Annotated in this window: 10 protein-coding genes and 2 tRNA genes; 7 read left to right on the top strand and 5 right to left on the bottom strand. The window is 56.7% G+C overall.

The annotated features are described in order from the left end of the window. The first annotated feature begins 104 nt into the window (after window positions 1-104). Complete coding sequence (gene rcsC / locus IT763_RS15905) at window positions 105-2,966, top strand: two-component system sensor histidine kinase RcsC (protein ID WP_028127741.1); 2,862 nt, start codon at window positions 105-107, stop codon at window positions 2,964-2,966. A gap of 61 nt (window positions 2,967-3,027) precedes the next feature. Here rcsC and rcsB read toward each other — a convergent pair whose 3' ends face one another. Genes rcsB through IT763_RS15885 form a run of 4 tightly spaced genes read right to left on the bottom strand, consistent with a single transcriptional unit; the run spans window position 3,028 to window position 8,010 of the window. Further along, entirely contained in the window at window positions 3,028-3,678 is a 651-nt protein-coding gene (rcsB, locus tag IT763_RS15900) for a response regulator transcription factor RcsB (RefSeq protein ID WP_004935900.1), read from the bottom strand. Beyond that, entirely contained in the window at window positions 3,671-6,373 is a 2,703-nt protein-coding gene (rcsD, locus tag IT763_RS15895; RefSeq protein ID WP_079450284.1) for a phosphotransferase RcsD, read from the bottom strand. Before rcsD ends, rcsB begins: the two co-directional genes overlap by 8 nt. Window positions 6,374-6,393: 20 nt before the next feature. Beyond that, window positions 6,394-7,548 carry an MFS transporter gene (locus tag IT763_RS15890; protein WP_206194829.1) on the bottom strand — a complete coding sequence of 385 codons (1,155 nt, stop codon included), beginning with the start codon at window positions 7,546-7,548 and terminating at the stop codon, window positions 6,394-6,396. A gap of 54 nt (window positions 7,549-7,602) precedes the next feature. Next, window positions 7,603-8,010 (bottom strand): DUF4186 domain-containing protein, encoded by a 408-nt coding sequence (locus tag IT763_RS15885; protein ID WP_028127740.1) that lies wholly within the window; start codon window positions 8,008-8,010, stop codon window positions 7,603-7,605. Window positions 8,011-8,705: 695 nt separating this feature from the next. Between IT763_RS15885 and ompC the strand changes: the two genes are divergently transcribed. Then, a complete protein-coding gene (ompC, locus tag IT763_RS15880) occupies window positions 8,706-9,836 on the top strand; it encodes a porin OmpC (RefSeq protein WP_028127739.1) in 1,131 nt (376 codons plus the stop codon). Window positions 9,837-9,987: 151 nt separating this feature from the next. Further along, window positions 9,988-10,404 carry a VOC family protein gene (locus IT763_RS15875; protein WP_079450283.1) on the top strand — a complete coding sequence of 139 codons (417 nt, stop codon included), beginning with the start codon at window positions 9,988-9,990 and terminating at the stop codon, window positions 10,402-10,404. On the opposite strand, the gene IT763_RS15870 is transcribed toward IT763_RS15875, so the two are convergent. Further along, entirely contained in the window at window positions 10,398-10,976 is a 579-nt protein-coding gene (locus tag IT763_RS15870; RefSeq protein WP_097101627.1) for a TetR/AcrR family transcriptional regulator, read from the bottom strand. The genes IT763_RS15875 and IT763_RS15870 overlap by 7 nt on opposite strands. Window positions 10,977-11,082: 106 nt before the next feature. Between IT763_RS15870 and IT763_RS15865 the strand changes: the two genes are divergently transcribed. The 4 genes from IT763_RS15865 (at window position 11,083) to IT763_RS15850 (ending at window position 12,334) form a co-directional block, all read left to right on the top strand. After that, window positions 11,083-11,550 (top strand): nuclear transport factor 2 family protein, encoded by a 468-nt coding sequence (locus IT763_RS15865; RefSeq protein WP_016926939.1) that lies wholly within the window; start codon window positions 11,083-11,085, stop codon window positions 11,548-11,550. A gap of 127 nt (window positions 11,551-11,677) precedes the next feature. After that, window positions 11,678-12,007 (top strand): osmotically-inducible lipoprotein OsmE, encoded by a 330-nt coding sequence (gene osmE, locus IT763_RS15860; RefSeq protein WP_004935874.1) that lies wholly within the window; start codon window positions 11,678-11,680, stop codon window positions 12,005-12,007. A gap of 157 nt (window positions 12,008-12,164) precedes the next feature. After that, window positions 12,165-12,252 (top strand) — tRNA-Ser (locus tag IT763_RS15855). 6 nt (window positions 12,253-12,258) lie between these two features. After that, window positions 12,259-12,334: transfer RNA gene (locus tag IT763_RS15850), tRNA-Thr, on the top strand. Window positions 12,335-12,362: the final 28 nt, after the last annotated feature.

Here is a 12,362-nt window from a genome sequence, read left to right as displayed (position 1 = left end):
ATGCTAGGCCCTTTTTCAGTTATATGGTTTAATTGGCGCACCGAGCCGCCGGCCGCCGCGCCGGCGACAACGCGCGCCGTCACTGACTTTCGTATGGTATCCGATTGAAATACTTAGCCTCTTTTCGAACTACGCTGAAAATATCCCGCTACTTGTTCCGGGTGCTGGCGATTTTGCTGTGGTCGTTGGGGGCGCTGCTCACCACCTTTTATATTCTGAATATCCTGCATCAGAAAGAATCTGACATCCGGCAGGAGTACAACCTCAACTTCGATCAGGCGCAGGGCTACATCCGCCATTCCGCCGACATCATCCGCGACATCAAGTATATGGCGGAGAATCGCCTCAACGGTTCGGTCAGCAGCCTGGACATGTTCAGCGGCGTGTTTCCCGGCAAAGGCAGCCCGCCGCAATTCTTTCCGCTGTACCCGGAGTCCAACTGCACGCTGAGCACCACCTACCGCAGTTCGCTCGATTCGCTGAGCGGCCTGATCCAGTATTGGAAAGAGAACTTCGTGGCGGCCTACGATCTTAACCGGGTGTTCTTCATCGGCGGCGACAGCCTGTGTATGGCGGAATTCGGCGGCGGCAATGCGAGCGCCAATCGGGAAAACGTGCTGAAGTCCCTGCATGAGCGCATTCTGAAATACCGCAACGCCAAGAATCTGGACAAAGACAACAACCTGTATTGGATCAGCCCCAGCGCGCAGCGGCCCGACATCGGTTATCTGTATGTGCTGACCCCTCTCTATATCGGTAATAAGCTGGAGGCGCTGCTGGGCATCGAGCAAACCGTCCGGCTGGAAGATTTCGTCACCGCCGGCAGCCTGCCGATCGGCGTCACGCTGTTGGATGAGAACAACGAGCCGGTGCTGCGTCTGGCGGACGGCGATCGCTATGCCGCTGCGCTCAATAGCTACCCCGAAGAGCATGCTTACTTCGGTTATGTCGACAATTACCGCGACCTGATCCTGAAGAAAGCGTTGCCGCCTTCATCGCTGAGCATCGTTTATGCGCTGCCGGTGAAAAGCGTGGTGGAACGCTTCAAGATGCTGATCCTCAACGCGCTGTTGCTGAACCTGTTATCGGCTATCGTGCTGTTCACGCTGGCCTGGCTGTTTGAGCGCAAGATGTTCTTGCCGGCGGAGGAGAACGCCTTCCGTCTGGAAGAACACGAGCAGTTCAACCGCAAGATTGTCGCCTCGGCGCCGGTGGGCATCTGCATCCTGCGTATCAGCGACGGCACCAATATCCTGAGTAACGAACTGGCGCATAACTACATCAACCTGTTGACCCACGAAGATCGCGATCGCATTACGCGCATCATTTGCGAACAGCAGGCGAATTTCGTCGATGTGATGACCAGCAACAACAACAACCTGCAGATCAGCTTTGTCCACTCGCGCTACCGCAACGAAGAGGTGGCGATCTGCGTGCTGGTGGACGTCAGCGCGCGCGTGAAGATGGAAGAGTCGCTGCAGGAGATGGCGGCGGCGGCGGAGCAGGCCAGCCAGTCCAAATCGATGTTCCTGGCCACCGTCAGCCATGAGTTGCGCACGCCGCTGTACGGCATTATCGGCAATCTCGATTTGCTGCAGACCAAGGCGCTGCCGCAAGGGGTCGATCGGCTGGTCAACGCGATGAATAACTCTTCCGGCCTGCTGCTGAAAATCATCAGCGATATTCTCGATTTCTCCAAAATCGAGTCCGAACAGCTGAAGATCGAACCGCGCGAGTTCTCCTGCCTGGAGGTGATCACCCATATCGCCGGCAACTATTTGCCGCTGGTGGTGAAGAAACGTCTGGGGCTGTACTGCTTTATCGAACAGAACGTGCCGGAGCGCATTTTCGGCGATCCGGTGCGGCTGCAGCAGGTGCTCTCCAACCTGGTGAACAACGCCATCAAGTTCACCGATACCGGCTGTATCGTGCTGCAGGTCTGCACCCGCGGCAGCTACCTGGAGTTCAGCGTGCGCGATACCGGCGTCGGCATCCCGGAGAAGGAAATCTCGCGCCTGTTCGATCCGTTCTTCCAGGTGGGGACCGGCGTGCAGCGCCACTTCCAGGGAACCGGCTTGGGGCTGGCGATCTGCGAGAAGTTGGTCAACCTGATGGACGGCGACGTCTCCGTCGAGTCCGAACCGGGGCTGGGCAGCTTGTTCAGCATTCGCATTCCATTGTTTAACGCCCAGTTCCCGATCCCGCAGGCCAGCGATACCTGGCAGGGCCGGCGGCTGTGGCTGGATATCCGCAATCAGCGCCTGGAAAGTTACCTGATGGCGATTCTGGGCGGCTACGGCGCCGATATCCAGCGCTATGACGGGCAGGATACCGCCGCCGGCGAGGTGATGCTCAGCGATTACCCGCTGATGATGAACACGCCGCTGCTGGCTCAGATCCAATTCTCCACCGAACATATCGGTCCATCGCAGGAAACCCGGCCGGGCTATTGGATGCACAGCACCTCTACGCCGCGTGAAACGCTGACCTTAATCAACCGGTTGTTCGGCGTCGGCAACGGCGCGGCAGAGGCGCTGGTGCAACTGCCGGTGCCCGCCAAGGCCAGTGCGGCGGACAACGGCGATATTTATCTGCTGGTGGTTGACGATCATCCGATCAACCGTCGCCTGCTTTCCGATCAGCTGGGGTCGCTGGGGTATCAGGTGGTGACCGCCAATGATGGCGTCGACGCGCTCGGCGTGCTGAAACAGCACCACGTCGATATTGTGCTGACCGACGTCAATATGCCGAACATGGACGGCTATCGTCTGACGCAGACCCTGCGGCAGATGCAGTTCAGTGCGCCGGTGATTGGCGTGACGGCGAACGCGTTGGCGGAAGAGAAACAGCGCTGCCTCGAGGCGGGCATGGATAATTGCCTGTCGAAGCCGGTCACGCTGGAGACGCTGGAGCAGACGCTGGCATATTACAGCCAACGGGTACGCTACAACCGCAGCGAGGTCTGAAAAGCAAACAGGCACGGCGGATGCCGTGCCTGTTTGGCGTTAACCTGCCGTGAGGCGGGCTTTAGTCTTTGTCCAACGGCGTCATGCTGACGGACGAGAGGTAGTTGAGCAGGGCGATGTCGTTTTCGACGCCCAGCTTCATCATCGCCGATTTCTTCTGGCTGCTGATGGTTTTGATGCTGCGGTTGAGTTTCTTGGCGATTTCGGTCACCAGGAAACCTTCGGCGAACAGACGCAGCACTTCGCTCTCTTTCGGCGACAGGCGTTTGTCGCCATAGCCGCTGGCGCTGATCTTCTCCAGCAGTTTGGAGACGCTTTCCGGCGTGAACTTCTTGCCTTTTTGCAGGGCGGCCAGCGCCTTCGGCAGATCGGTCGGCGCGCCTTGTTTCAGCACGATGCCTTCGATATCCAGATCCAATACCGCGCTCAGGATCGCCGGGTTGTTGTTCATGGTCAGCACGATGATCGACAACTGCGGATAGTGGCGCTTGATGTATTTAATCAGCGTGATGCCGTCGCCATACTTGTCACCCGGCATCGACAGATCGGTGATCAGCACGTTGGCGTCCAGCTTGGACAGATTGTTGATCAGTGCGGTTGAGTCTTCGAACTCCCCAACGACATTCACCCATTCAATTTGCTCAAGTGACTTCCGGATGCCAAACAGTACGATAGGATGGTCATCAGCAATAATTACGTTCAGGTTATTCATGTTGTTGGCTACCTTGCTTCAGCAGTCTGCTGACGAAAAAATCAATCTGACTGATGTTATTCTCGATCTCGGGCGCATCACCTTCTGCGATGCGCTGTTCTAACGATTCGCACAGCTGCTTGCCGGGAAGCAGATTTAACATGGCAAACACGCCTTTCAGGCGGTGTGCGGTTTGTGACAGCGCATTGAAATCACTGCTGCCCGCCTCAGTATACAGTTTTTTGACATCGTCGGGTACTGTATCGACAAACAGCCCATAGTAATCACTTGATTTCAATTGTTTTTCATAGAGTTGGATATCTTCTGAGCTCAATGAAAGCGGGCTTTCTTCCTGTTCCAGCGCGGCCATTTGCTGTTCGATCAGCATCAGCACGGCGTCGATTAAAGCGCCGTTCAGATTATAGTTCACCCGAATGTAGCGTTTATCCAGCGCTTGCCAGCCCGGTTCATCGGTCGCCAGCAACAGGGTGTAATCATCGGCGCGCTGCGGGTTATCGGTCAGCAGCACGTCATAATCGCGGTTGACCGCGCGATCTTCGGCGACGAGGCAGTCGGCGCCGTAGGCCTGCAGCAGACGAGTCACGATGCCGCGCACTTCATCCGACGTAACGTCCAGCAAGGCGGTGACGCCGTCGAGCAGCTTTTCCTGCTCCTTCGACTCTTTTTTCTCCATCTCCATGGCGACGCGAATGGTGTAGCGAGTGCCGATATCCACCTTGCTGCGAATGTCCAACTGGCCGTTAAGCTTCTTGCACAGCTGATTGCACAGGAAGAACGTGAGGCCGGAACCGTGGTTGAAGCGATCCACCAGCGTCTGGCTGAGGAACGGATAGTTAAGGTTGCTGATCTCTTCGTTGGAGATGCCGGAGCCGGTGTCGTTGATTTGGAAAATCAGGCGGTCAGGGTGCTCGGGCTCATGGTCGATAACCAGAGAAACCTTGCCGCAGGCGGTGGTGATAATGGCGTAATGCACCAGCAGCGAGATCACCTTGCGCAGCGCGTTGGCGTCGCCGATATAGTTCTGCTCGACGTCCAGCTGGAAATGCTTGAACAGCGCCAGCCCCTTCTGATTAAGGGCAGGCAGGGCCTCCAGCAGCAACTCGTCGATCATCGCCGTCGGGTTGAACGGCTCGCGCGTGGGTTGCCAGTCCTGGGTTTCCAGCCGGGTCAGCAGGGTGATGTTATCGATCAACTCCAGCACCGAAGCCGACGCCGCCGTCAGCTGGCCCAGCAGCGCTTGCTGTTGTTCCTCATCCGGCCGGCTGTGCAGACGGTCGACCAGATCGTGCATCTTGCGTACCGGCTGATTCAGCTCGATGCCAAGATTGTGCAGCATCAGCTTGCGCGCCTGAACGTTTTTGTCGTATTCGCGACGCGCCTGCTGCAGCCGCTTGTTCACCATCACCTCTTTATCCTGATCGTGCATCAGGAACAGGTAGGTGTCCGGCGACAGCTGGCTGCGGAAAATGCGGATTTCATACACCTCGTTGTTGACCGTCGCCTGGATCACCCCGTGATGCTGTTCGGCCATATGGGCGATCTTTTGCAGGCTGAGGTGCGGCAGCAGGTGCTCGGCGATTTTGTTGCTGGCGATCACCGTATTGTTGGCGAAGCTGTAGACCAGCAGGCCGGAGGGCAGGCTGGAGATGATCTCCTGATTCAGCGCGCGCTCGGCCTCCAGCTCTACCGCCATGTTTTCGCTCGGGCGAATGTACTGGCGGCGGATAAAGTAGATGCTCAGCATCGACAGCGCCAGCAGCAGCAAGTTGACTGCGATCAGCCAGATGTTGTTGCGCAGCAGATCGATGGCCAGATTGATGGCCGAAACGCGATACACCACCTTCAGCGGCGCATTGGGCAGAGCGGCGCTGAACTCCACCCAGCCACCGCTCATCGTCGCATGGGTACCGAGGACGGTGTCCGCCGGGATGGCGCTATCGTCGAGATCGACATCGTCCGGCAGCAGCAGGAAATTGGCGCGGGCCAGATTGGCCGGAATGATGTCGTTGATTGGCAAATCGAAGGCGATCACCGTCGCCAGATGCCCCGGCTGATTGAACGTGGTGCGAATCGAGAACGAATAGGCGTTCTGGAAGCGCTGCTTGCGCAGGTCGGAAAAGCTCTCGCGTTCGTCGAGCATATTGGCCTGTTGCAGCATCTCGGCGCGGCGTTCGTCCGCCGAGGTGGTCAGGTAGCTTTCCCGAAAGCGCGAAGCCAGCTCTTTGAGCGGCTGGGTGGTGATCAGGCTGAGGCTATTGTCCTGACCATTGAGGTAATACATGGCGTAGTTCTCGGTCTTGGCGCCCCAGCGGGTGTCCAGGTAGTCCGAGATATTGGCGATCATCGCCAGCGTGTTTTCGTCATGGCTGCCGAAGATCACCGCGTCGGTTTTCTTGTGCGGTTTCTCGACATAATAGACATCGGGCCGCAGGCGGGTTTCCTGCAAACCGGGATCGACATTCTGCGCCGGCGCATTGCCGAATTTGTCATAGACCTGATAAGTCATATAGCGGTAGGCATCGATACGCTTTTGCAGCGAACCGGCGATGCTGTTCAGCGTGTACTTCTTTTCCGCCAGCCAGGCGTTGGTGTAGTTGTAGCCATACAGGCCTATGCCGATCGTCAGCAGCACGATAAACAGCAGGAAGCAGCGGGTAATGTTGCTGGAGCTTATGGTCAATTGTTTATTTTGCATAGTGGCTGCGCATTCCTGAATCAGCGAGTGACGGCCCTGGCGCTGGCGGCCACCGCCAACAGCAGAACGGCTACGCAAGCGAAGGCCGCCGTCAGGCTGGAAAACTGAGCGATGAAGCCGATCAACGCCGGGCCGGCCAGAATACCGGCATAGCCGACGGTAGTGACGGAGGCGATCGCCAAATTGGCCGGCATGTCGCGCTGGTTGCCTGCGGCGCTGAACAGGATCGGTACGACGTTCGAGGCGCCCAGCCCGACCAGCATGAAACCGACCAGCGAAACGGTCGCGTGATTGAAGGCGATGGCCAGGCTCAGGCCGAGAGCGCCGCTCAGGCTGCCCAGCAGCAGCACCCGGTAGCGGCCCAGCGAGTTCACCACCCGATCGCCATTGAGCCGGCCGAGCGTCATGGTGATGGAAAACAGCGCATAGCCCAGACCGGCCTGACTGTGTTCGACGCCGCGCAATGTGGTGAGAAACAGCGCGCTCCAGTCGAGCATCGATCCTTCCGCCAGAAACATGATAAAGCACAGAATGCCGATGAACATCACCCAGCCGCGCGGCAAGACGAACATCGGCCCGCCGTCATCGGCGCCGCTCTCACGCAGCAGATGGCGGCTGGCCAGCGTCAGCAGCGCGATCACCGCCAGCACGGTGAGCAGGGTGGATTGCAGCGGCGTCAGCCCCAGCCACAGCAGCGCGCTGACGCCGCCGGCGCCGGCAATGCCGCCGATGCTGAAGAAACCGTGAAAACCGGACATCATCGCCTTGCCGCTGGCGCGTTCGACGATCACCGCCTGCACGTTCATCGCTACGTCGATCATGCCGATCGCCGCACCGAACAGCAGCAGCGCCGCGGCCATGCCGCCGAGGGAATCCATTAGCGCCAATAGCGGCAGATCGATGCACAACCCGAGCCCGGCCATCAGGATCACCGCACGGCAACCCAGTTTGCCGGTCAGGAAACCGGTCAGCGGCATCGCCAGCATGGAGCCGGCGCCGATACAGAGCAGCAACAGGCCGAGCGAGCCATCATCGATACCGATGCGCGCTTTGGCGAAGGGGACCAGCGGCGCCCAGGCGGCCATGCCGAGACCGGCGACGAAAAAGGCCAGACGGGTGGCGATCTGTTGAGGAACGCCGGGCGTTTGCTGTTCATTGCACAAGGTGGCTGTCATGTAAGCGTCAGGATCTTGGGTCAAAAGAATGGTGAAAGTTACTGACAGTTTTTATCACAATCCGCGATCCGGGTCGAAAATATTCGTGCCCGACACATCCCCGGCGCCGCCTCTGCGCACCAGCCACAGCGCGATAACCTGGACAATATAGTCCTTTTGCTGCTCGTCCAGTGCGACGCCTTGCGCTATGCCGTGCCACTTTTCCAGACAGCCGCGGCAGCAGGTGGCAGTGGCATGCTGGGCGACGAACACCGGGTGGCCACGCATCGGGGTTTGCTTGCCGTCGTTTTTAGGATGGGCGGCGGCCAGGCGGCGGTCGATAAAATCGCGGGCATGGCTGAGGATCAGCGGCAATCCCTTGCCATCGAGATAAGTCTGGTCTTTGGCATTTAAACGGAAGCGAGCGCGGAAGGGGGAACTTTGCAGCCGCCGCCACAGCACGTCGGGTTGAAAGGGCATCATGAATTTTACTCGCTGAAGGTGCGCTTTTTTCAGATTACCAGAACTGAAACTCGGCGGCTAATGGTGCCTGCGGCAGGAAATAATTGATGCGATAAAGCACGAAATGAAAAGCAAGTTCAATTTGTAGACTAAAATAAGGAAAAAGATTAGCAATTAGTGCGAAAGTGAATTAATGAAACTATATCATTAGGTTATTTATTTGCGTGCTATTTGTACGGGCTGAAATTGTGAGGAGAGTATGGAGGAAAATAAAAAACCGGCCAGAAGCCGGTTAAAGGAATGCAGAAATTATCTTCGGATAATGAAGGTAATAATGAAAATAATGATGATAGCGAGGTGATTATAGCGGCTGCGTGTGGGCTGCGTTTTGGCACAATGTGCTTATTGTCTGGCTCAATTGTATGGTTGGCTTTTTTTTCTTAAAGATATGTATAACTACATGATTTTTTATCAATTAATCTATTCTTTGTCTTTAAGTGCTTTATTTTGTTTGTCTGTAATGTTTTGTGAAAGTTCGCGCGTATTTACATTTTGAAACCTTTATTAATTACAATGAAACACTATCGGATACTTGGTATCATTTTCTTTCTGGATTAATATAACCCTTGTTACCAGAATGGTAATGCACAGTCGTGCTAATCATGCTCGAAAAGGGCAGTGGCCGTAGCTCGACATAATTAACGAGGATAATAACGATGAAACTTCGAGTACTCTCTCTGATGGTACCCGCACTGCTGGTTGCAGGCACAGCAGGCGCGGCGGAAATCTACAACAAAGACGGTAATAAACTGGATTTGTACGGTAAAGTCGACGGTCTTCACTATTTCTCCAGCGACAACGGCGTGGACGGCGATCAGTCTTATATGCGTTTTGGCCTGCGCGGCGAAACGCAAATCAGCGATCAGCTGACCGGTTACGGCCAGTGGGAATATCAGGCGAACCTGAATCACGCTGAAAGCCAGGACAACAAGAACTTCACCCGTTACGGCTTCGCCGGTCTGAAATTCGGCGACTACGGCTCCTTCGACTACGGCCGTAACACCGGCGTGCTGTACGACGTCGCGGCGTATACCGACTTGCAGCCTGAGTTCGACGGTATGACCTACGGCGCCGACCAGTTCATGTTCCAGCGTTCCAGCGGCCTGGCGACCTACCGTAACAACGACTTCTTCGGTCTGGTTGACGGCCTGAACTTCGCCCTGCAGTACCAGGGTAAAAACGGCAACGGCGAAGAGACCAACAACGGTCGTGACGTTCTGGGCCAAAACGGCGAAGGCTACGGCATGTCCATGAGCTATGACATGGGCTACGGCATCAGCGCGGCGGGCGCCTTCTTTAACTCTCGCCGCACCAGCGAGCAAAACGGCGCCGGCGCGTACCGCAATATTATGGGCCGCGGCGACAAGGCCGAAGGCTACTCCGGCGGTCTGAAATATGACGCCAACGACGTCTATCTGGCGGTGATGTTCACCCAGTCCTACAACGCGGCGCGTTTCGGCAGCTCCGACAGCAGCGTTTACGGCTACGCCAACAAGGCGCAGAGCTTCGAAGCCTATGCGCACTACCAGTTCGACTTCGGTCTGCGTCCGTTCGTCGGCTATAACCAGACCAAAGGTAAAGACCTGGGCCGCGCCGGTAACGGCAAGGACTACGGCGATCAAGATCTGGTCAAATTTGTCGACCTGGGTGCGACCTACTTCTTCAACAAAAACATGTCCACCTATGTTGATTACAAAATCAACCTGGTGGACAACAACGATTTCACCGACGCTGCCGGCATCAACACCGACAACGTGGTTGCCGTGGGCCTGGTTTACCAGTTCTAAGCACCAGCGTGTGAATGACACAGCGCGGCCTTTGGGCCGCGTTTTTTTTGCTGGTAAAAAGCACGGATTGATCCGTTGTCGGCTCGGGAAGCGCTTCGGAGCGCCTCTGTTCGACCTACGCTGTCAGAACGGAAAACAGAGCGGAGGTGATATGGAACTCAAGATCGACAAGGTGATCGAAACGGTGCTGTACGTCAGCGATATTGAACGCGCGGACGCTTTTTACCGGGAGGTGCTGAAGCTGCCGACGATGGCCGCCAACGAACGGTTTCGCGCCTACAACGTCGGCGATCGGAGCGTACTGTTGCTGTTTATCGAAGGTGATTCGCTGCGCGGGGCGCACTATCCGACCGGGTTTATTCCTGCGCACGATGGCGTGGGGCCGGCGCATATCGGGCTGGCGGTGACGAAAGAGCAACTGCCGCATTGGGAACGGCATCTGGTGGACAACGGCGTGGAGATTGAGGGGCGGATGCGCTGGGAACACGGCGGGGAGAGCATTTATTTTCGCGATCCCGACGCCCACCTGTTGGAACTGGTGACGCCGGGCATTTGGGCCAATTACTGATCGAACCCGCCTTGCGCCAACATGTCCAACGCGGCATTCAGCACCTGCAGCGCGGCCTGCGGTTGCCGCTCTATCTGCACTCTGACGATGGCGCCGTCGATCAGCATCGCCAGCATTGCCGCCCGCTGTTCCCGCTGTGGGCCGGCGGGCAGGTGACGCGCCAGTTCATCCGCCATTTGCCGCTTATGCCGGCCGGCGATTTGCAGGCTTTCCGGCAGCAGGTCGGCGATTTCTACCGCCGTATTGATAAACGCGCAGCCGCGAAAGCGCGGATCGTCGAACCATTCCGCCAGGCAGGGCGCCAGCGCCGGCAGCAACCCGCCGGTTTGTGCCACATGGCGATCCAGCGCTGTGCTGAACCAGGTGAGCCACTGCTGGTGGCGATAGGCCAAAAACGCCGTAATCAAATCGTTCTTGCTGGGAAAGTGGCGGTAAAACGTCACCTTAGTGACGCCTGATTCTTTGATGATGCGATCGATGCCGGTGGCGCGGATCCCTTCCTGATAAAACAGATCGTGAGCCGTCAGCAGGATGCGCTGGCGGGCGGGTAAGGTATTGCGATCGACGGTCATCATTTTCTCCAAGCTATTTTCGAGTGATTGTAGACAACTCTGTCTACATGCGCTAGCGTAATGATGTAGACAGAATTGTCTACATGCCTTCACTCAGGAGATAAGCATGAGCATTAAACCCCCATTGCCGCCTTTTACCCGCGAATCCGCTATCGAGAAGGTGCGGCTGGCGGAGGATGCCTGGAACAGCCGCGATCCTGAGCGGGTGTCGCAGGTGTATTCCCTCGATACCCACTGGCGTAACCGCGCGGAATTTGTCGACGGCCGCGCGGCGGTGGTCGCATTTTTGCAACGTAAGTGGGCGAAAGAGCTGGAGTATCGGCTGATTAAGGAACTGTGGGCGTTTGACGGCGCGCGCATCGCGGTGCGTTTCGCCTATGAGTGGCGCGACGATTCCGGCAACTGGTATCGCAGCTTCGGCAATGAAAACTGGGAGTTCAATCAGGAGGGGCTGATGATTAACCGCCATGCCTGCATCAACGACATGCCGATTCGCGAACAGGATCGGCGTTTTCATTGGCCACTCGGTCGGCGCCCGGACGATGTCCCGTCGCTGAGCGATTTCGGCTTTTGAATCCGATGTCGTGCCCGCGCCGGCCGATCGCGAGAAAAAGCGCACCGATCGACAAACGGGAATTTGTAGAAAAGCCTTTCCGCTTCTAGACTTAGGGGACAACAAACGTACTCCAAGAGGACAAGCTATGACGAAGAAGTTGGTTTTGGCCGTCGGTACTGCGGCGGTATTTTCCATTCTTGCCGGCTGCACCGCCTATGACCGTGCAACCAGTTATGTCAATGAGCCGGTGGTCAGCGATGTCAAAGTAGGGATGACCAAGCAGCAGGTGCGGGCGATTGCCGGTCCGCCGTCGACGTCCGCCACATTGATTCATGCGCAAGGCACTTGCGATACCTATGCGGTCGCGCCGCGCGATGGCAAAGTGCAAACGTACTTTGTCAGCTACAACGACACGGGCCATGTCATGAACAAGGGCTATCAAACCTGTTCCGACTACGATTCGCAGCCGAAGTAAACGCGTTTCAGCCGAACATAAAAGCCTCGCTTTCGCGGGGCTTTTCATTTTTTAAGCGTTTAAGGCTTGAAGTTTAGGCAACCGCACCGCCCATGCCATTTTTTTGCATCAAAATGATAGACATTTCATAACGGTATCGCTAATATCAGCGCCCATTGGAAGGATGGCCGAGTGGTTTAAGGCAACGGTCTTGAAAACCGTCGAGTGTAACAGCTCCCAGAGTTCGAATCTCTGTCCTTCCGCCAAATTCAGCCGGCTTAGCTCAGTAGGTAGAGCAACTGACTTGTAATCAGTAGGTCACCAGTTCGATTCCGGTAGCCGGCACCATGAGTGCCAAAAAACCGCCAGCCGCAAG

This window comes from Serratia sp. CMO1 (assembly GCF_015689115.1).
Classification (GTDB): domain Bacteria; phylum Pseudomonadota; class Gammaproteobacteria; order Enterobacterales; family Enterobacteriaceae; genus Serratia; species Serratia marcescens.
The sequence above is the reverse complement of the archived record's forward strand: the minus strand, read 5'-3'. Positions and strand labels throughout refer to the sequence as shown.

Coding starts and splice junctions, on each gene's coding strand:
- rcsB (WP_004935900.1), bottom strand. CDS start 3,678: ATGAATAACCTGAACGTAATTATTGCTGATGACCATCCTATCGTACTG.
- rcsD (WP_079450284.1), bottom strand. CDS start 6,373: ATGCAAAATAAACAATTGACCATAAGCTCCAGCAACATTACCCGCTGC.
- IT763_RS15890 (WP_206194829.1), bottom strand. CDS start 7,548: ATGACAGCCACCTTGTGCAATGAACAGCAAACGCCCGGCGTTCCTCAA.
- IT763_RS15885 (WP_028127740.1), bottom strand. CDS start 8,010: ATGATGCCCTTTCAACCCGACGTGCTGTGGCGGCGGCTGCAAAGTTCC.
- ompC (WP_028127739.1), top strand. CDS start 8,706: ATGAAACTTCGAGTACTCTCTCTGATGGTACCCGCACTGCTGGTTGCA.
- IT763_RS15875 (WP_079450283.1), top strand. CDS start 9,988: ATGGAACTCAAGATCGACAAGGTGATCGAAACGGTGCTGTACGTCAGC.
- IT763_RS15870 (WP_097101627.1), bottom strand. CDS start 10,976: ATGACCGTCGATCGCAATACCTTACCCGCCCGCCAGCGCATCCTGCTG.
- IT763_RS15865 (WP_016926939.1), top strand. CDS start 11,083: ATGAGCATTAAACCCCCATTGCCGCCTTTTACCCGCGAATCCGCTATC.
- osmE (WP_004935874.1), top strand. CDS start 11,678: ATGACGAAGAAGTTGGTTTTGGCCGTCGGTACTGCGGCGGTATTTTCC.